General features: G+C 72.7%; 18 protein-coding genes. 11 read left to right on the top strand and 7 right to left on the bottom strand.

Going from position 1 to position 19604, the window contains the following annotated elements; translation table 11 throughout:
• Positions 1-7 precede the first annotated feature (7 nt).
• Positions 8-556 carry a hypothetical protein gene (locus tag ACFHW0_RS27415; protein ID WP_416612168.1) on the bottom strand — a complete coding sequence of 183 codons (549 nt, stop codon included), beginning with the start codon at positions 554-556 and terminating at the stop codon, positions 8-10.
• A gap of 184 nt (positions 557-740) precedes the next feature.
• Here ACFHW0_RS27415 and ACFHW0_RS27410 point away from each other — a divergent pair, with 184 nt between their 5' ends.
• A complete protein-coding gene (locus ACFHW0_RS27410; protein ID WP_416612166.1) occupies positions 741-1394 on the top strand; it encodes an HAD family hydrolase in 654 nt (217 codons plus the stop codon).
• Positions 1395-1443: 49 nt separating this feature from the next.
• Here the strand turns inward: ACFHW0_RS27410 and ACFHW0_RS27405 are convergent, their stop codons facing one another.
• The 5 genes from ACFHW0_RS27405 to ACFHW0_RS27385 all read right to left on the bottom strand — a co-directional run bounded on the left by ACFHW0_RS27405 (position 1444) and on the right by ACFHW0_RS27385 (position 8223).
• The gene (locus tag ACFHW0_RS27405) at positions 1444-3993 is read right to left on the bottom strand and encodes an ABC transporter permease (RefSeq protein ID WP_416612164.1); all 2550 of its coding nucleotides are present in this window, start codon (positions 3991-3993) and stop codon (positions 1444-1446) included.
• Positions 3993-4760, bottom strand: a complete 768-nt coding sequence (locus ACFHW0_RS27400; protein ID WP_416612162.1) for an ABC transporter ATP-binding protein — start codon at positions 4758-4760, stop codon at positions 3993-3995. The genes ACFHW0_RS27405 and ACFHW0_RS27400 overlap by 1 nt, the downstream gene beginning before the upstream one ends.
• Positions 4761-5100: 340 nt before the next feature.
• Complete coding sequence (locus ACFHW0_RS27395) at positions 5101-5787, bottom strand: response regulator (RefSeq protein WP_132237447.1); 687 nt, start codon at positions 5785-5787, stop codon at positions 5101-5103.
• A gap of 24 nt (positions 5788-5811) precedes the next feature.
• Positions 5812-7008, bottom strand: coding sequence for a sensor histidine kinase (locus ACFHW0_RS27390; RefSeq protein ID WP_416612160.1), 1197 nt, complete (start codon positions 7006-7008; stop codon positions 5812-5814).
• A gap of 303 nt (positions 7009-7311) precedes the next feature.
• Positions 7312-8223 carry a PD-(D/E)XK nuclease family protein gene (locus ACFHW0_RS27385; protein WP_416612158.1) on the bottom strand — a complete coding sequence of 304 codons (912 nt, stop codon included), beginning with the start codon at positions 8221-8223 and terminating at the stop codon, positions 7312-7314.
• A 225-nt stretch (positions 8224-8448) separates the two neighbouring features.
• Between ACFHW0_RS27385 and ACFHW0_RS27380 the strand changes: the two genes are divergently transcribed.
• From ACFHW0_RS27380 to ACFHW0_RS27370, 3 genes are all read left to right on the top strand, one after another.
• Positions 8449-9507, top strand: a complete 1059-nt coding sequence (locus ACFHW0_RS27380) for a M50 family metallopeptidase (RefSeq protein ID WP_416612218.1) — start codon at positions 8449-8451, stop codon at positions 9505-9507.
• Positions 9504-10514: a tRNA (adenine-N1)-methyltransferase gene (locus ACFHW0_RS27375; RefSeq protein ID WP_416612156.1), complete on the top strand. Its 1011-nt coding sequence runs from the start codon at positions 9504-9506 to the stop codon at positions 10512-10514. Before ACFHW0_RS27380 ends, ACFHW0_RS27375 begins: the two co-directional genes overlap by 4 nt.
• An 81-nt stretch (positions 10515-10595) precedes the next feature.
• On the top strand, positions 10596-11168 hold the full coding sequence (locus ACFHW0_RS27370; protein WP_121398234.1) for a hypothetical protein: 573 nt from the start codon (positions 10596-10598) through the stop codon (positions 11166-11168).
• An 85-nt stretch (positions 11169-11253) separates the two neighbouring features.
• Here the strand turns inward: ACFHW0_RS27370 and ACFHW0_RS27365 are convergent, their stop codons facing one another.
• A complete protein-coding gene (locus ACFHW0_RS27365; protein WP_416612154.1) occupies positions 11254-11550 on the bottom strand; it encodes a ferredoxin in 297 nt (98 codons plus the stop codon).
• Between the two features lie 177 nt (positions 11551-11727).
• On the opposite strand from ACFHW0_RS27365, the gene arc reads away from it, so the two are divergent.
• From arc to pafA, 7 genes are all read left to right on the top strand, one after another.
• Positions 11728-13509 (top strand): proteasome ATPase, encoded by a 1782-nt coding sequence (gene arc, locus ACFHW0_RS27360; RefSeq protein ID WP_416612152.1) that lies wholly within the window; start codon positions 11728-11730, stop codon positions 13507-13509.
• Between the two features lie 165 nt (positions 13510-13674).
• Positions 13675-15192: a depupylase/deamidase Dop gene (gene dop / locus ACFHW0_RS27355; RefSeq protein WP_121398237.1), complete on the top strand. Its 1518-nt coding sequence runs from the start codon at positions 13675-13677 to the stop codon at positions 15190-15192.
• 106 nt (positions 15193-15298) lie between these two features.
• Complete coding sequence (locus ACFHW0_RS27350) at positions 15299-15514, top strand: ubiquitin-like protein Pup (RefSeq protein WP_088993750.1); 216 nt, start codon at positions 15299-15301, stop codon at positions 15512-15514.
• Between the two features lie 6 nt (positions 15515-15520).
• Complete coding sequence (locus ACFHW0_RS27345) at positions 15521-16180, top strand: endonuclease VII domain-containing protein (RefSeq protein ID WP_416612149.1); 660 nt, start codon at positions 15521-15523, stop codon at positions 16178-16180.
• Positions 16099-16938, top strand: coding sequence for a proteasome subunit beta (gene prcB, locus ACFHW0_RS27340; RefSeq protein ID WP_199729334.1), 840 nt, complete (start codon positions 16099-16101; stop codon positions 16936-16938). The genes ACFHW0_RS27345 and prcB overlap by 82 nt, the downstream gene beginning before the upstream one ends.
• Positions 16939-16999: 61 nt before the next feature.
• Entirely contained in the window at positions 17000-17821 is an 822-nt protein-coding gene (gene prcA / locus ACFHW0_RS27335) for a proteasome subunit alpha (protein ID WP_416612146.1), read from the top strand.
• Positions 17822-18226: 405 nt separating this feature from the next.
• Complete coding sequence (gene pafA, locus ACFHW0_RS27330; RefSeq protein ID WP_416612144.1) at positions 18227-19585, top strand: Pup--protein ligase; 1359 nt, start codon at positions 18227-18229, stop codon at positions 19583-19585.
• Positions 19586-19604: the final 19 nt, after the last annotated feature.

The following is a 19604-nucleotide window of genomic DNA, read 5'->3' as shown; positions in this document are numbered from 1 at the left end:
GGCAGCGCTAGTTCCACCACTGCCGCACCCACACCGCCGCGCCGCCGCCGTTGTCGCCCAGGTTGGGGTCGTTGAAGGAGAAGACCAGCCGCGACGGCGCACCAGCGTTGTAGTAGAGCATGCAGCCGCTGTCGGCGCCGACCGGGAACCACCGGCCCGAGCCGTAGAACAGCCCGGTGCTCAGCACCAGCATGGACCCCGACGTCACCTTCGCGACCAGCGCGTACCGGGGGGCGTCCGGCGCGGGCCAGCCGCTGCCGGCCAGCGGCAGCTCGCCGGCGATCGACTTCTGGGTGCCCCAGTGGTCGATGCGGACCTTGCCCAGCGCGGTCACCCGGAACACGTCCCGGTCGACCATGCCCACCGGCGAGGGCCACGTCGTGTGCACGTTGCCCGGCGCGAACCAGTCCCGCTCATCCTCGTGCTGGGGGGTCTCCAGGTCGTAGCACCGATCGAGCGGCAGGCTCGCCGCGGCGGCCGGCCCCGCCGGCCAGGTCGCGGCGGCGGCGGCCAGCAGGATCACGGTGCACCGGGAGACCAGGGATCGGACGCGCATGGCGACCTCCGGGCGAGGGGCCGCCGTGCCGGCGGCCGGTTGTCCCCGAGTCTCGCGCCCGCGCGCAACCCGTCGGCCAGGTCACCCCGCGGCACCGGGGCGCGCGCCGACGGCGTGCCGGCTGAGAGGATCCCCGGGTACGCACCCGAGGGAGGACCCGCTGAACAGCCACCACCCCGCCGCCGTGCTCTTCGACATGGACGGCACCCTGGTCGACAGTGAGAAGCTGTGGGACGTCGCGCTGCGCGAGCTGGCGGCGCAGTACGGCGGCACCCTCTCCGACGCGGCCCGCAAGGCGATGATCGGCTCCAGCATGGCCGCGTCGATGCGCATCCTGCACGACGACCTGGGCCAGCCGGGGCGCGACCCGCAGGCCAGCGCGGCGTGGATCAACGCCCGCATCCTGGAGCTGTTCCGCACCGGGCTGCGCTGGCGTCCCGGCGCGCTGAACCTGCTGCGGGCCGTCCGGGCGGCGGGCATCCCGACGGCGCTGGTGACCTCCAGCGGCCGGCCCCTGGTGGAGGTGGCGCTGGACACGCTCGGGCGGGACAGCTTCGACGCGGTCGTCTGCGGCGACGAGGTCGAGGCGGCCAAGCCGCACCCGGAGCCGTACCTGACCGCCGCCCGGCTGCTCGGCGTGCCGATCGCCCGCTGCGTGGCGATCGAGGACTCGCCGACGGGGGTGGCCAGCGCGCTCGCCGCCGGCGCGGCGGTGCTGGCCGTGCCGGCGGAGGTGCCGATCGGGCCGCTGGACGGCGTACACCAGTTGGAGAGCCTGACCGGCGCGGACCTGGAGCTGCTGGCCGCCCTGCTCGGCGCGCCACCGCCCGGCGCCTGAGCGACGAGGGGCCCCGCCGACCGGCGGGGCCCCTCGTCGTGCGTCGGGATCAGTCGTGGGCGATGGCGCCGAGCACGTTGATCCGGGCGGCCCGCACCGCCGGGAGCGCCGCGGCGACCACCCCGACGATCGCGGCGAGGCCGAGGAAGATCCCCATCTGGGTCCAGGGCAGCACCAGGTCGGTGATGCCCTCGTCGCGCAGCGCCTCGACCACGGCCGCGCCGAGGCCGGCGCCGACGACGACCCCGAGCAGCGCGCCGAACACCGAGATCACCACCGCCTCCACGGTGATCATCCGCATGGTCTGCGACCGGCGCAGGCCGATGGCCCGCAGCAGCCCCAGCTCCCGGGTGCGCTCCAGCACCGACAGCGCAAGGGTGTTGATGATGCCGAGCACGGCGATCACGATGGCCAGCGCCAGCAGGATCTGGATCATCGTGAGCAGGCCGTCCAGCTGACCGGTCTGCTGCTCGATGAACGCCTCCCGGTCGGCCACCGACACCTCGGGGGAGTCGGCCAGCAGCGCCTCGATCTGCGGCTGGACGTCGGCCACCCGGGTGCCCGGCGCCAGCTGGATGAAGCCCTGGATCGGCTGCGGGATGGCGAAGCCGCTCGCCGCCTCCGCCGGCAGCACGACCGGGTTGGTCAGCTGGGAACTGGCGTAGATGCCGGTCACGGTGTACGTCCGCGCCTCGCCCCGGGACGTCTGCACCGGCACCTTCGACCCCACGGAGAGGCCGCGCGCCGTCGCGGTGTCGGAGCTGACCAGCATCCCGTCCGGCGCCAACCGGTCGATGTCGCCGGCGGTCGGCTCGGCCCCGAAGATCTGCCGCACGGCGGCGACGTCGCTGCTCGCCGCGACCCAGGTGCGTTGGCCGCCGACCATCGCCAGGTCGCCGTACTCGCCGTCGGCCAGGCGCACCCCCGGGATCGCGGCGGCCTTCTTGAGCACCTCCGGGTCGAAGCTCGGCGGCCGGGGACCGCTCTGCGCCCCGGCGATCACCAGCTCCGCCTTGAGGCTGTCCTGGGCGAGCCCGCCGATGCTGCTCTTCGCCGAGTCCAGGATCACCGTCACCCCGGTGACCAGGGCGATGCCGACCATCAGCGCGGCGGCGGTGATGGCGGTGCGGCGCGGGTTGCGCCCCGAGTTGAGCCGGCCCAGCTTGCCCGGCACCGACCAGGCGAAGATCGCGCCGAGCAGGCTCACCACCGGCCGGCTGATCAGCGGCGTCAGCAGGGCCACGCCGATGAAGGCGAAGAGCACCCCGCCGAGGATGGTGGCCAGGGTGTTGCCACCGGCGTTGCCGGTGAGCCCCAGGGCCAGCAGGGTGCCGCCCGCGGCCGTGACGATCGCCCCGGCCACGGTGACCTTGGTCAGCGGCCGGTCGGGGGTGGCCACGTCCTGCATCGCCGCGATCGGCGGGATCCGCGACGCCCGCAGCGCCGGCAGCAGCGCCGCCACCACGGTGATCACGAGGCCGACGGCGAACGCGCCGACCACGGCGGACAACGGCACGCCGATCCCCGCCAGGGTCAGCCCGCCGGCGAACGTGCTGAACAGGTACGCCAGCAGCGCGCCGATGCCGATGCCCGCGCCGAGGCCCAGCACCGAGGCGACCAGGCCCACCGCGACGGCCTCCAGCACCACCGACCCGATGATCTGCCGGCCGCTGGCCCCCACGGCGCGCATCAGCGCCAGTTCCCGGGTGCGCTGCGCCACGATGATCGAGAAGGTGTTGAGGATCAGGAAGGTGCCCACCAGCAGCGCCACCGCGGCGAAGCCGAGCAGGATCCGGTTGAAGAAGGACAGCGCCTCCTTCATGCCGGCCGCCGCGTCCTCGGACAGTTGCGCACCGGTCTTGACCTCGAACTCGGCGCCCACCGCGGCGGCCACGGCGTCGCGCAGCGCCTCGTCCGACATCCCGCCGGCGGCGGTGACCGAGATGTTGCTGAAGGTGTCCGGCGCGCCGAGCATCAGCCGCTGCGCGACCGGCGTGGTGAACATGATCTCGTTGGCGCCACCGATGGAGTCCCGGCCGCCGCTGTAGCCGAACACGCCGACGATGGTGAACTCCTGCTTGGGCTGGAGGGTCAGCACGCCGACCCGGTCGCCGACCTTCACCTTGCCGGCCACCGCGAGCGCCTTGTTGACGACGATCTCGTCGTCGGCCTGCGGGGCCCGCCCCTCGCGCAGCTGCACCAGGTCGCTCTCGCCGGTCCAGTTCTCGCCCAGCTGCGGCGGGCCGAACGAGGCGACCACCTTGCCGTTGCCGCCGATCAACCGCGCCCCGTCGACGCCGACGATGCCGGTGGCCTCGGCCACGCCGGGCACCGCCCGGACCTTGTCGAGGGTGGCCGCCGGTACGGGCGCGGCCACCGGCATGCCCTCCGCCTCGCCGACGTCGATCTTCGGCTTGGCGGCGACGTTGACGTCCACGCCCTCGTACGCGTCGGCGAAGATCGCGTCGAACGAGCGGCCGAGGGTGTCGGTGAGCACGAACGCGCCGGAGACGAACATGACGCCCAGCACCACGGCCAGGCCGGAGAGGATCAGCCGGACCTTGCGGGCCAGCAGGCTCTTCAGGGTCGCGCGGAACATCAGCGCGTCACCTCGACGGGGGTGTCCAGCTTCTTCATGGTGTCCAGCACCGTGTCGGCGGTCGGCTCGATCAGCTCGGAGACGATCTGCCCGTCGGCGAGGAAGACCACCCGGTCGGCGTACGCGGCGGCGGTCGGGTCGTGGGTGACCATCACGATGGTCTGCCCGTGCTCGCGTACCGAGTTGCGCAGGAAGTTCAGCACCTCCGCGCCGGCCCGCGAGTCCAGGTTGCCGGTCGGCTCGTCGGCGAAGATCACCTCGGGCCGGGCGACCAGCGCCCGGGCGCACGCCACCCGCTGCTGCTGGCCGCCGGAGAGCTGCGCCGGCCGGTGGTCCAGCCGGTCCCGCAGCCCGACCGTGGCGATCACCGTGTCGTACCAGGCCGGATCCGGCTTGCGCCCGGCGATCGACAGCGGCAGCAGGATGTTCTCCTTGGCCGTCAGCGTCGGCAGCAGGTTGAACTGCTGGAAGATGAAGCCGACCTTGTCGCGGCGCAGCTTCGTCAGGCCCGCGTCGCCCAGACCGGTGACCTTCGTGTCGCCGATCGACACCGTGCCACGGGTCACCGAGTCCAGGCCCGCGAGGCAGTGCATCAACGTCGACTTGCCCGAGCCCGAGGGCCCCATGATCGCCGTGAACCGGCCGCGCTCGAACTCCGCGCTGACCCCCCGCAGCGCGACGACCTGCGCCTCGCCGCTGCCGTACACCTTCCACACGTCGCTCGCCCGGGCCGCGGCCTGCGCCTGCTGGCCTACCGTCGCGGTCACGTCATCTACCTCTTCCGTCTGTCTTCGGTCCGCGCCGCCCCCGCTGGTCCGGCGCGGCAGTCCCATCATCTGTGCTCGCCGGCCCCGATCCGTCCGACTCCGGTCGGAGCCGTGGCGGATTTCGCGCTGCGGGTGCCCCCCACAGCCCACTCAGGGTTGCCCCTGAGTGGGCGGCCGGTCGAGGGCTTTTCCGCCCGGCCGGGACCGATCCTGCACAGTGACGCCGCGTCAGGGTCAACCACGCGGCCACGTCTCCGGTCACGGTAGGTGACGGCGGCAACCGGGCCGTCGTGCCGAGGCGCATCCCGGGTACGCCGCCCGCGCCGTCGGCGACGAGGCGCTACGCCCGCGGACGCACCAGACCCGACTCGTACGCCAGCACCACGGCCTGCACCCGGTCGCGCAGCCCCAGCTTCGTCAGCACGTGCCCGACGTGGGTCTTGATGGTGGTCTCGCTGACCGACAACGCACGGGCGATCTCGGCGTTGGACAGCCCCCGCGCCACGTGCACGAGCACCTCCCGCTCCCGCTCGGTCAGCGCGCTCAGCGTGCGGGGCGGCGCGGCCGCGGGATCGGGCAGCGCGTCGGCGAAGCGGTCCAGCAGGCGCCGCAGGATCCGCGGCGCCACCACCGCGTCCCCGGCGGCCACCGTGCGGATCGCGGCCACCAGGTCGTCGGCCGGCACGTCCTTGGCCAGGAAGCCGCTCGCCCCGGCCCGCAGCGCCCCCACCACGTACTCGTCCAGGTCGAAGGTGGTCAGGATGAGCACCCGCACGGGCAGCCGGGCATCGACGATCGCCCGGGTCGCGGCGACCCCGTCCATCCGCGGCATCCGGATGTCCATCAGCACCACGTCGGGCAGCAGCCGGCGGGACAGTTCCACCGCCTCCAGGCCGTCGGCGGCCTCGGCGACGATGTCCAGGTCGTCCTCCGTGCCCAGCACCATCCGGAAGCCGGTACGCAGCAGCGGTTGGTCGTCGGCGAGCAGGATGCGTACCGGCCGTGCCGGCACCGTCGCGTCGGTCACCTGGTCCCCCGTCCCGATCCCCGGTCACGCCGCCGCGCCCCGGGGTTCCACCGGAATCCTCGCCCACACCCGGAAGCCCCCGCCCGGCCGCGCCCCGGTACGCAGGACACCACCGTAGAGGGCGACCCGCTCCCGCATCCCGACCAGACCGTGTCCGATCCGGTCGCCGTTGGGCCCGGGGCCGCGCCCGGTGTCGGCGATCTCCACGTCGACCGTGTCCCCGGCGAAGCGCAGCAGCACCTGGGCGGTGGCCGCGCCGGCGTGCTTGAGCGCGTTGGTCAGCGCCTCCTGGGTGATCCGGTAGAGGGTCAGCGCCACCCCCTCCTCCAGCGTCACCGGGGTGCCCTCGACCCGCAGGGTCACCGGCAGGCCGGCGTCGCGCACCTGCTCCACCAGCGCCTCGATGCCGGCGAGTCCCGGCTGCGGGGCCAGGTCGGCGGCCGGCTCGGCGTCGGTACGCAGCACGTCGAGCAGCCGGCGCATCTCCCGCAGCGTCGCCCGGCTGGTCTCCTCGATGGTGGCGATCGCCCCGTCGGCCGCGCCCGGGTCCTTCGGCAGTACGCGACGCGCGCCCGTGGCCAGCACCCCCATCACGCTGACGTGGTGCGCGACCACGTCGTGCAGCTCGCGGGCGATGCGGCGGCGCTCGTCGGCGACCGCCCGCTCGGCCAGCGAACGCTGGTTCTCCTCGGCCGCCCGGGCCCGCTCCCGCAGCGCCTCCGTGGAGGCCCGACGGGCGTGCACCGCGCGTCCCACCGAGTACGAGACCGCCCCGACCAGCAGGTTGTTGAGCACGAGGTAGGCGGGACTGACGTTCGCCAGCAGTTCGTCGGGCGGCGGCGCGAGGACGCTGGTGGCGCCGACCGGTATCCACAGCGCCAGCGCCGCCAGGGCCGCCGTACGCGGTGGCCCGGCGGCGGCCGCCGTGTAGGTGAGCACCATGAAGGTCATGCCCTGCGTGGTCGGCGCGGGGCCGAGCAGGAGGGGCACCGCCAGCGTCGCCACCGCCATCGCGACCGCCGCCCACGGCGCCACCCGCCGCCACGCCACCGGCACGGCGCAGACCACGCTCCAGCCCAGCGCCGCCAGCAGGCGCCCCGGCCAGTAGTCGCGGGGAGTCAGCGCGATGAGCACCACCTCCGCCACGACGAGCCCGCCGGCGAGGAGCGCGTCCGCGGCGAGGGGGTGCCGGCGCAGCCACGCCCGGGGGCCCGAAGTCATACCGCGACGCTATCCGCCGTCGCGGCCGATTGATCGTCGCCGGCGGTGAGCCCGGCCTCCTCCCTCAGGAGGAGAGCAGCTCATCCCCGCCGGACCGGCCGGCCGCGCGGGGCCCCGCGCCGGGCGGGCCCCGCACGAGCGGCCGCGCGAGGCCACTCGCCGGGTGGGCCCGGCACGAGCGGCCGCGTGGGCCCCAGCGGCGGACCGCCCGGATCGACTCGACGTCGCCGGGCCAGCGTCTCACCGCGGACCCGCCGCCGACCGGCGGAAGACCTCACCGGGGTGGCGGTGCCGGTCAGCCGGTCACTCGTCGGCGCCGGGAGGCGTCGGGCGGGACCGGGCGTCGCGCAGCGGATCCGGCGCCGCCTGCGTCGGGAACGGCGGCGGGGTGCCCCCGAAGGTCGGGCAGAGCGCCTGGTGGCTGCACCAGTCGCAGAGTCGGCTCGGCCGGGGGCGGAAATCCTGCTGGGCGGTCGCCTGCTCGATCGCCCGCCACAGCGCCACCACGGTGCGCTCGAAGCGCAGCAACTCGTCGGCGTCCGGGGCGTAGTCGCAGACCTCCGAGTCCTTGAGGTAGAGCAGCCGCAGCACCCGGGGGACCACGCCCCGGGTGCGCCAGAGCACCAACGCGTAGAACTTGAGCTGGAACAACGCCCGGGCCTCGAACGCCTCGCGCGGCGCGCCGCCGGTCTTGTAGTCGACCACCCGCAGCGCCCCGTCGGGTGCCACGTCGAGCCGGTCGACGTAGCCCCGGATCAGCAGCTCCTCGTCGACCACCGCCGAGATCAGGCTCTCCCGCTCGGCCGGCTCCAGCCGGCGCGGGTCCTCCACCGCGAAGTAGCCCTCCAGCAGCCCGGCGGCGGAGCGGAGGAACTCGGCCGCCGCCGCGGAGTCGCCGTCGGCGAACAGCGCCGCCAGCTCGGGCTGCTCGGTGACCAGCCGGTCCCACTGCGGGGCCACCAGGTCGCCCGCCGCCGTCGGGGTGCGCCCGGTGGCCGGCAGGTCGAACAGCCGCTCCAGCACCGCGTGCACGAGCGTGCCCCGGGCCTGCTCGACGGTCGGTCGCTCGGGCAGCCGGTCGATGCTGCGGAACCGGTAGAGCAGCGGGCAGGTCTTGAAGTCCGCCGCCCGCGACGGCGACAGCGAGGCCCGCACCGTCGCCGGGACCTCGGCCGGGGTCGGGGAATGCTGCGTGGTCACCGGTTCCGCCGTCATGCCCGGAAGGTTAGGGCACCGGTGTGACACCACCGGCGTCGCCGCACCGGCGCATGATCGCCCCGCCGTGCCGGCGCGTGGTCCCGTCGCCGCGCCGGGGCATGATCTCCGCCGCGTAGCATCGATGCGATGGAGCAGACGAGGCGACCGCGCCGCCGGCCCGACGCGCGGACCGGCCTGACCGTGGGCCGGGTGTTCGGGGTGCCGCTGCACCTCAACGGCTCGATGGTGCTGCTCACCCTGCTGGTGACCGTGCTGTACGCCGAGTTCGCCCGCCGCCAGCTCGACCTGTCCCAGCTCGCCGGCTACCTCATCGGCTTCGGCTTCGTGGTCTCCCTGCTCGGCTCGGTGCTCCTGCACGAGCTCGGCCACGCCCTCACCGCCCGCCGCTACGGCATCGGTGTGCGCGGGATCACCCTGGAGCTGCTCGGCGGCTACACCGAGATGGACCGCGACGCCCCGACGCCCCGGATCGACCTGCTGGTGTCGCTCGCCGGCCCGGCCGTCTCCGCCGTGCTCGGCGTGCTCGCGGTCGCCGCCACCCTCGCCCTGCCCGACCGCACCCTGGCCAACCAGCTCGCCTTCCAACTGGCCGTGAGCAACGTCATCGTCGCGCTGTTCAACATCCTGCCCGGCCTGCCGCTCGACGGCGGCCGGGCGCTGCGGGCGGTGGTCTGGGCGGTCACCCGCGACCGGCACCGCGGCACCGAGGTCGCCGGCTGGGTGGGACGCGTCGTCGCCGTCGGCACCGCCGCGCTGGTCGCCCTGCTCACCCTCACGCGCGACCTGGCGCCGCTGGCGCTGCCCCTGATGCTGCTCGTCGCGTTCACGCTGTGGCGCGGCGCCGGGCAGTCGATCCGGATGGCCCGGATCAGCCGCCGCTTCCCGCTGATCGACCTGTCCCGGCTGGCCCGGCCCGTGCTCGCCGTGCCCACCGGCACGCCGCTGGCCGAGGCGCACCGCCGGCGCGCCGACGGGAACACCCCGGGCGCCGCCCTCGTGGTCACCGACACCGCCGGCCGGCCGGTCGCCCTGGTCGACCCGGCGGCGGCGGAGGCCGTACCCGTGGAACGCCGCCCCTGGCTGGCCGTCGACGCGGTCGCCCGATCCCTGGACAACCTGCCCGCGATGCCGGTCGGGCTCGACGGGGAACGCGTGATGGAGACCGTGCAGACCCACCCGGGCGCGCAGTACGTGGTGACCTCAGGCGAAGATGTCGTGGGCATTCTGCACATCGCGGATCTGGCTCAGCTCCTCGAACCTCAACGGAAGATGAACACGTGACCGCAACAACCCCCGCCGCCCCGGCCGACCGGGGCACCCCGGTGCCCACCGACACCCCGGCGCTGCCCCCCGTGCACCGCGGCCCGTTCCGGGTCGGCGACCGGGTGCAGCTGACCGACCCCAAGGGGCGGATGCACACGGTCACCCTGGAGCCGGGCAAGGCGTTCCACACCCACCGCGGCATCCTGGAGCACGACGCGCTGATCGGCCTGCCCGACGGCAGCGTGGTCACCACCACCGGCGGCGGCACCGCGTTCCTGGCCCTGCGGCCACTGCTGTCGGACTACGTGCTCTCCATGCCGCGCGGCGCCCAGGTGATCTACCCGAAGGACTCCGCCCAGATCGTCGCCATGGGCGACATCTTCCCCGGCGCCAAGGTCCTGGAGGCCGGCGCCGGCTCCGGCGCGCTGTCCTGTTCGCTGCTGCGCGCGGTCGGCACCGGGGGCGAGCTGCACTCGTTCGAGGTGCGCGACGACTTCGCCCAGATCGCCCGGCGCAACGTCGAGGCGTTCTTCAACGGGCCGCACCCGGCCTGGCACCTGCACGTCGGCGACGTCGCCGGGTGCGCCGAGACCGGCTTCGACCGGATCATCCTCGACATGCTCACCCCGTGGGAGACCCTCGACATGGTCGAGCGGGCACTGGTGCCCGGTGGCGTGTTCATCGGCTACGTCGCCACCACCCCTCAGCTGTCCGAGCTGGTCGAGGCGCTGCGCGAGCGCGGCGGCTGGACCGAGCCGCGGGCCTGGGAGTCGCTGGTGCGCGACTGGCACGCCGAGGGCCTGGCCGTGCGACCGGACCACCGCATGATCGCGCACACCGCGTTCCTCGTCTCCGCGCGTAAGCTCGCCCCCGGCGTCACCGCACCGCCGCGGCGCCGCAAGCCCAGCAAGGGCGCCGAGGCGTACGCCGAACGCCGCCAGGCGCTGCGCGAGGCCGAGGCCGCCAGGCAGGCGGCGGCCGCCTCGGCACAGCAGGCGGCGGCCGAGGACACGGAACGGCCGTGACGGCGCGGCGGAGCGACGAGGAGTGAACGGACGGATCCCGCCTGTCGGCGCGTGCCGGCGGGCCGGGCACGGGGAGGTGGCATGAGCCGGCCCGGCTTCGGCGGGGGTGACCTGCCGGCGGTGTTCCCGGACTGGTCGCCCTACCAGGACCTCGAATCGGCGGCCCGGGCGTACCTGCGCGACCCGGACGTCGCGCTCGAGGCGCTCGGCGGGGTGCTGCGCGGCGCTTCGGTGCTGGGCTTCACCCTGGAACGCTTCGTCAACGAGGTCAACGGGGTGTGGCAGGAGGTCGTGGTCTGCGACGGCAGCCGCCTCGTCCTCTGGCACGGCGAGGACGTGCCGCCGGAGGACGGGCCACCGGGGTCGATGACCTCGTCGCTGCGGGTGGTGCCGGTCTCCACGGTGACCGAGGTCGGCTGCCGGCGCCGGCTGACCCGCGCCGACGACGGCGGGATCCGGGTCGACAGCATCGACGTCTATCTGCTGCTCACGTCGCTGGACGAGGCGCCGCCCAGCGACGAGGCGGTGGGCGCGCCCCGGCACGACGCGCTGCGCTTCGGCAAGACCCTCGACGACGGCGGCGCCGGACAGATCGCCCGCCTGGAGGAGTTCGCCCGCCTGGTCGCCTCGGTGGTCGGCCGCCCGATGCTCTGAAGCCGTACGCCCTGGTGGACCCCGCCGGGCGGGGTTCCCGGACGTCCCGTCCTCCCGCGCCCGACGGCGCGGGAGGACCGGGCCGTCAGTCCTCCTCGGCCTCCGGGCCGGCCACCTCGACGCCGTCGCTGCCGCGCACCACGTGGATGCACTCGCCCGGGCACTCCTTCGCCGAGTCGATCACCTCGAGGCGCAGGTGCTCCGGCACGTCGACCCGGCTGCCCGGCGCCAACCGCAGCTCGCCGTCGGGGCCCTTGACGTACGCCAGCCCGTCGACGTCGAACTCGAAGACCTCGGGCGCGTACTGCACGCAGAGCCCGTCGCCCGTGCAGAGATCCTGGTCGACCCAGACCTGCAACTCGTCCGTCACGACCTCCGCCACGGCGCACCCCCCATGTTCTCCCGTCCCACGCCCCGACGGTACCCGAACGCCCGTACCGGCCCCCCGGGCCACCCTTCGCGATCAAGGTTCGGTGACGAGCGCGTTGCGTGGGACCGAATCGGCCTCATAGCGGCTAGTGTTAGGGCAGAACGTTCAAGCCCCCCGGGGAGGTGGGACGTGGCACGCAGCGACGACGCGGACTCGCGCGCCGCACGGTGGGAGAAGGAGGCCCACGATCTCTCCACGCAGGTCGCGTTCCTTCAAGAGGAACTCGCTCTGGTGCGGCGCAAGTTGACCGAAAGCCCCCGACACGTCCGGCAGCTCGAAGAGCGGCTGGCGGCCACCCAGGCACAGTTGGCGCGGCTGACCGAGAACAACGACCGGCTCGTGAGCACCCTCAAGGAGGCTCGCGCGCAGATCGTGACGCTCAAGGAGGAGATCGACCGCCTCGCGCAACCGCCGAGTGGTTACGGCGTCTTCCTTGCGCGGCACGACGACGGCACGGTGGACGTCTTCACCGGCGGACGCAAGCTCCGTGTCGCCGTCTCGCCCTCGCTGGACGTCGCCGAGCTGCGGCGCGGCCAGGAGGTCCTGCTCAACGATGCGCTCAACATCGTCGACGCGTTCGGGTTCGAGCGGGTCGGCGAGGTGGCGATGCTCAAGGAGATCCTCGCGGGTCCCGACGGCAGCCCGGGCGACCGGGCCCTGGTGGTCTCGCACTCCGACGAGGAGCGCATCGTGCACCTCGCCGAGACCCTGATCGGTGCGCCGATCCGGGCCGGCGACTCGCTCATGATCGAGCCCCGCTCGGCGTACGCGTACGAGCGGATCCCGAAGAGCGAGGTCGAGGAACTGGTCCTGGAGGAGGTGCCCGACGTCGACTACACCGACATCGGTGGCCTCCACTCGCAGATCGAGCAGATCCGCGACGCGGTGGAACTGCCCTTCCTGCACGCCGACCTGTTCCGCGAGCACCAGCTCCGCCCGCCGAAGGGCATCCTGCTCTACGGTCCGCCCGGCTGCGGCAAGACGCTGATCGCCAAGGCGGTGGCCAACTCGCTGGCGAAGAAGATCGCCGAGCGGGAGGGCAAGGAAAAGCACACCAGCTTCTTCCTCAACATCAAGGGCCCGGAGCTGCTCAACAAGTACGTCGGCGAGACCGAGCGGCACATCCGGCTGATCTTTCAGCGGGCCCGCGAGAAAGCCGGCGAGGGCACCCCGGTGATCGTGTTCTTCGACGAGATGGACTCGATCTTCCGGACCCGCGGCTCCGGCGTCTCCTCCGACGTGGAGAACACCATCGTCCCGCAGCTGCTCAGCGAGATCGACGGCGTCGAGGGGCTGGAGAACGTCATCGTCATCGGCGCCTCCAACCGGGAAGACATGATCGACCCGGCGATCCTGCGCCCCGGCCGACTCGACGTCAAGATCAAGATCGAGCGGCCGGACGCCGAGGCGGCCAAGGACATCTTCTCCAAGTACATCCTCTCCGGGCTGCCGTTGCACCCGGACGACCTGGCCGAGCACGGCGGCGACCCCCAGGCCACCGTCGCGGCGATGATCGACGCGGTCGTGCTGCGGATGTACTCGGAGACCGAGGAGAACCGCTTCCTCGAGGTCACCTACGCCAACGGCGACAAGGAAGTCCTCTACTTCAAGGACTTCAACTCCGGCGCGATGATCCAGAACATCGTCGACCGGGGCAAGAAGATGGCCATCAAGGAGTTCCTCACCTCCGGACGCAAGGGCCTGCGCCTGCAGCACCTCCTCGACGCCTGCGTCGACGAGTTCCGGGAGAACGAGGACCTGCCCAACACCACCAACCCCGACGACTGGGCCCGGATCTCCGGCAAGAAGGGCGAGCGGATCGTCTACATCCGCACGCTCGTCTCCGGCGGCAAGGGCGCGGAGGCCGGCCGGTCCATCGAGACCGCCAGCAACACCGGCCAGTACCTCTGACGGACACCCGCACGGGGCCCGTGACGCGACGCGTCACGGGCCCCGTCCCGTCCGTGCCGGCCCTCCGCGGTCGTCGCCCCGGTCCGCCGCGCCCCCTTCCGCCGCGCGGCCGACTACGCTCGACGTGACGGGGGACCGGGTCGGGCGAGCGAAGCGGGTAGGTCGATGAGCGTAAGACGGATCATGGGCACCGAGGTCGAGTACGGCATCTCCGTTCCCGGCCAGGCCGGGGCCAACCCCATGGTCACCTCCTCCCAGGTGGTCAACGCCTACGGGGCGCGCCCGGAACTCAACCGGGGCGGCCGTGCCCGCTGGGACTACGAGGAGGAGTCGCCGCTGCGGGACGCGCGCGGCTTCACCTACTCCGGCGCCGCGTACGACCCGGCCGAGGCGCTCGCCGACGAGGACCTGGGGCTGGCCAACGTGATACTCACCAACGGCGCACGCCTCTACGTCGACCACGCCCACCCGGAATACTCCACACCGGAGGTGACCAACCCGCTGGACGTGGTGCGCTGGGACAAGGCGGGGGAGCGGGTGATGGCCGAGGCGGCCCGCCGCGCCGCCACCATCCCCGGCACCCAGCCGATCCACCTCTACAAGAACAACACCGACAACAAGGGCGCCAGCTACGGTTCGCACGAGAACTACCTGATGCGCCGGCAGACGCCGTTCGCCGACATCGTCGCGTACCTAACGCCGTTCTTCGTGACCCGGCAGATCGTCTGCGGCGCCGGCCGGGTCGGCATCGGCCAGGACGGCGGGCAGAGCGGCTTCCAGATCTCCCAGCGTGCGGACTTCTTCGAGGTCGAGGTCGGCCTGGAGACCACCCTCAAGCGACCGATCATCAACACCCGCGACGAGCCGCACGCCGACGCCGACAAGTACCGCCGGCTGCACGTCATCATCGGCGACGCGAACCTGTCGGAGATCTCCACGTACCTCAAGGTCGGCACGACGGCGCTGATCCTCACGATGATCGAGGAGAAGGCGCTCGGCCCCGACCTCGGCATCGCCGACCCGGTCAGCGAGCTGCGCGCCGTCAGCCACGACCCGAGCCTGACGCACCGGATGCGGCTGCGCGACGGGCGGCGGCTGACCGCCCTGGACGTGCAGTGGGCCTACTACGAGCGGGTCCGGTCCTTCGTGGACGACCGCTACGGCACCGACGCCGACGAGCAGACCCTCGACGTGCTCGCCCGTTGGGAGCGCGTGCTGGACAGGCTCGGCCGTGACGTCATGCTCTGCGCCGACGAGCTGGACTGGGTGGCCAAGCTGCGGCTGCTGGAGGGCTACCGGGAGCGCGAGCAGCTCGGCTGGGGCTCGCACAAGCTGCAACTGGTCGACCTCCAGTACTCCGACGTCCGCCCGGAGAAGGGCCTCTACCACCGGCTGGTCTCCCGGGGCGCGATGAAGACGCTGCTCGACGACGAACAGACCCGTACCGCGATGACCGAACCGCCGGAGGACACCCGGGCCTACTTCCGCGGCCGCTGCCTGGCCCAGTACGCCTCCGAGGTCGTCGCGGCCAGCTGGGACTCGGTCATCTTCGACGTCGGCCGGGAGTCGCTGGTGCGGGTGCCGATGATGGAGCCGGAGCGCGGCACCCGCAAGCACGTGGGCGCGCTCTTCGACCGCTGCCCCAGCGCGAAGGACCTGTTGGAGACCCTCACCGGCGGCTGAGCCGTCGTCGACGGACGCCCGCCGCGTGCCGAAGCCGGCGCGCGGCGGGCTTTTCGTCGCCTCCGCGAGGTAAGTTGATCGCAGGGCGATCGTGGAGGAGGCAGCAATGGCCACTCGTGACAGCGGCGGGCAGTCGCAGTCGGGCAAGTCGCGTCAGGGCGAGGAGATCGAGGACGTCACCACGGAGGCGAACCCGGAGGTCGCCGAGCGGCACGCCGAGATCACCGAGGACGTCGACGACCTGCTCGACGAGATCGACTCCGTCCTCGAGGAGAACGCTGAGGAATTCGTGCGCGGTTACGTCCAGAAAGGGGGGGAGTAATACTTTATGCCCGATTCGCTTCAGGCGTCGGGCAAGGTATGCCCCCAGTGTGACCGATTGCCGCCCGCCGCCGAGTTCCACCGCAACCGGCGACGGGCGGACGGGCTCGCCCACTACTGCAAGTCGCCTGCGGCGGCTCGCTCGACGGCGAGCCGCCGCAGGCGTGGCATCGGGCCGCCGAAGCGGTCGGCCGCCCCTGTCGGCGAAGGGCTCAAGTGGTGCCCGGACCGCGACCAGGTCAAGCCGGTCGACGAGTTTCCACGCGCCACCAGGAGCAGCGGCCGGCACCGCTACTGCAAGCCCTGCCACCACGCGCGTGGCAGGGCGACCGCTCAGCGCCTGTACGGCGGCGCGCGCGAGCACCACCTGCGCCGGCGCTACGGCGTCGGGGAGAAGGAGCTCCTGACCGAGCAGGGCGGGGTCTGCGTAATCGGTGGCGGTGCGGACCCGCAACATCTCAACCACGACCATCGCACCGGGTGGGTGCGCGGGATATTGTGCTTCAACTGCAACGGTTGTCTCGGCCAGTTCCGTGGCGATCAGTCGCGGCTGGCCGGGGCGATCACATATCTGAGAGGAACCACGTGGCAGCGGGTTTTGATCCATCCGGGCGTCTACCAGATGTGTTCACCAACGCGGGGACGTCCTCCTTCACCTCGTTCCTGAGCAAGGTGGCCCCCGAGATGCTGCCCGGCCGCCGGCCGCTGCCGCCGGGCATGGCCGCCGACATGGCGCCGCACGCGACGACCATCGTGGCCATCTCGGCCGCCGGCGGTGTCGTGATGGCCGGCGACCGGCGGGCGACCATGGGCAACCTGATCGCCCAGCGCGACATCGAGAAGGTGCACCCGGCCGACGCGTACTCACTGGTCGGCATCGCCGGCACGGCGGGTATCGGCATCGAGCTGATGCGACTGTTCCAGGTGGAGCTGGAGCACTACGAGAAGATCGAGGGCGCGATGCTCTCGCTCGACGGCAAGGCCAACCGGCTCGCCTCCATGATCCGTGGCAACCTGGGCGCCGCGATGCAGGGCCTCGCGGTGATTCCGCTCTTCGCCGGCTACGACCTGGCCGCGAAGGACCCGGCGCGCGCCGGCCGCATCTTCAGCTTCGACGTCACCGGCGGCCCCTACGAGGAGACCGGCTACGACGCGATCGGCTCCGGCTCGCTCTTCGCCCGGTCGGCGCTGAAGAAGCGCTTCCAGCCGGGGCTCTCCATCGACGAGGCGGTCCGACTCGCGGTCGAGGCGCTCTACGACGCGGCCGACGACGACACCGCGACCGGCGGCCCGGACCTGATCCGGCGGATCTACCCGGTGGTGATGACGGCGACGGCGGAGGGCACCCACCGGCTCAACGACGAGGAGATGTCGGCCATCGCCGAGAGCGTGGTCTCCGGCCGGATGGAGAACCCGGGCGGTTGATCCGCTCCCGCCCGCACCAGTCAGCAGCCGTCAGCACAGCGCCCTAAGGAGAACCGCCGCCGTGGCCATGCAGTTCTACGCCTCGCCCGAGCAGATCATGCGCGACCGCTCCGAGCTGGCCCGCAAGGGCATCGCCCGGGGCCGCAGCGCGGTGGTCCTGAGCTACGAGGGCGGGGTTCTCTTCGTCGCCGAGAACCTCTCCAGCGCCCTGCACAAGGTCAGTGAGATCTACGACCGGATCGGCTTCGCCGCCGTCGGCCGCTACAACGAGTTCGAGAACCTGCGCCGCGCCGGCGTGCGGATGGCCGACCTCAACGGCCTCAGCTACGACCGGCGTGACGTCACCGGCCGGGCCCTGGCGAACGCCTTCGCGCAGACCCTGGGTGCCATCTTCACCGAGCAGTCGAAGCCGTTCGAGGTGGAGATCTGCGTGGCCGAGGTCGGCACCACCGCCGAGGACGACGAGCTCTACCGGCTCACCTACGACGGATCCGTCAACGACGAGCCGGGCCGGATGGCGATGGGCGGGCAGGCCGAGGCGATCACCGGCGTGCTGAAGTCCCACCACCGTCCGGACATGTCGCTGGGCGAGGCGGTGAAGGTCGCGATGCAGGCGCTGAGCAGCGTCGGGGGAGAGGGCGGCGCCGCCCGGACCATCGCCGCCAACCAGTTGGAGGTGGCGGTCCTGGACCGTCGCCGGGTGGGGCGGACGTTCCGGCGTATCACCGGGACCGCGTTGACCGCGCTGCTCGACGGCGACAAGGCCGAGGAGCCGGTGTCGGCCCGCCCGGAGACGCCGACCTCGCCGACCGAGGAGGCGAAGAAGCCCACCACGTCGGCCGGCTCGGCGGACCTGGAGGGCCGGGACACCCCCGAGGCGTAGCGGGGCACGTGCCGGAAGGGTGGTCAGGGCTCGCGCCGACCGCCCTTCCGGGCCCGGCTCGCCAGCGGGTCGAATCCGGCCCACGCGCGTCGCGTGACCACCGGGCCGGCGCCGCCGACGTCCGCCGTACCCGCGTGCCTCAGCGGCCTTCCGAAGTCGACGTACGGGACCCGGGTACCCGTGAGCGGGCCCGCCGCGTGGAGGGTCCAACCGGGACGCTCCGGGCGGCAGGGCGGCCCCCCACCCGGCGGGCGTACGGTGAGGCGGCCGCGCGGTCCGCGCCGCGTGACGTCACGCTCGCCGGGCCTGTCGCCGCGGTGCCCGGGGCCGACCGTCGCCCATCCCGTGCGAGACCGGCGCGGTGTGCGCTGCCCATCTGGGGCCCCGGGCGGCTAATGTCTCATCATGGAGCGGCGAATCTTCGGCCTCGAGACCGAGTACGGCGTCACCTGCACCTACCGTGGGCAGCGGCGGCTGTCCCCTGACGAGGTCGCCCGGTACCTCTTCCGCCGTGTGGTGTCGTGGGGCCGGTCGAGCAACGTTTTCCTGCGCAACGGCGCCCGGCTCTACCTGGACGTCGGCTCGCACCCGGAGTACGCCACCCCGGAGTGCGACTCGGTGGTGGACCTGGTCGCGCACGACCGGGCCGGCGAGCGGATCCTGGAGGGTCTGCTCATCGACGCGGAGAAGCGCCTGCACGACGAGGGCATCGCGGGCGAGATCTACCTGTTCAAGAACAACACCGATTCGGCCGGCAACTCGTACGGCTGCCACGAGAACTACCTGGTGTCGCGGCACGGGGAGTTCGGCCGGCTGGCCGACGTGCTGATCCCGTTCCTGGTCACCCGGCAGTTGATCTGCGGCGCGGGCAAGGTGTTGCAGACGCCGCGCGGGGCGGTCTACTGCCTCTCGCAGCGGGCCGAGCACATCTGGGAGGGCGTCTCGTCGGCGACGACCCGGAGCCGGCCGATCATCAACACCCGCGACGAGCCGCACGCGGACGCGGAGCGCTACCGCCGGCTGCACGTCATCGTCGGCGACTCCAACATGAACGAGGTCACCACGCTGCTCAAGGTCGGCACCGCCGACATCGTGCTGCGGATGATCGAGGCCGGGGTGGTGATGCGTGACCTGACGCTGGAGAACCCGATCCGGGCGATCCGCGAGGTGTCGCACGACATCACCGGCCGGCGCAAGGTGCGGCTCTCCTCGGGCAAGGAGGTCAGCGCTCTGGATATCCAGCAGGAATACCTGGCCAAGGCGACCGAGTTCGTGGAGCGGCGCGGCGGCGACCAGACCGCCAAGCGGGTGGTGGAGTTGTGGGGCCGGGTGCTGCGCGCGGTGGAGACCGGCGACCTGGAACCGGTGTCCCGGGAGATCGACTGGGTGACCAAGCTGCGGCTCATCGAGCGCTACCAGCGCAAGCACGACCTGCCGCTGTCGCACCCACGGGTGGCGCAGATGGATCTGGCCTACCACGACCTGCGCCGGGGCCGGGGCCTCTACGGGCTGCTGGAGCGGCGTGGCGAGGTGGACCGGGTGGCGACCGATCCGGAGATCTTCGAGGCCAAGGAGACCCCGCCGCAGACGACCCGGGCCCGGTTGCGCGGGGAGTTCATCCGGCACGCCCAGGAGAAGCGGCGCGACTTCACCGTCGACTGGGTGCACCTGAAGCTCAACGACCAGGCGCAGCGCACCGTGCTCTGCAAGGACCCGTTCCGGGCGTACGACGAGCGGGTGGAGCGGCTGATCGCCAGCATGTGACGGTGACGCCGGCCCGGTG

The sequence above is a fragment of the Micromonospora sp. LOL_025 genome, assembly GCF_048060285.1.
Taxonomy (GTDB): Bacteria; Actinomycetota; Actinomycetes; order Mycobacteriales; family Micromonosporaceae; genus Micromonospora.
The sequence above is the reverse complement of the archived record's forward strand: the minus strand, read 5'-3'. Positions and strand labels throughout refer to the sequence as shown.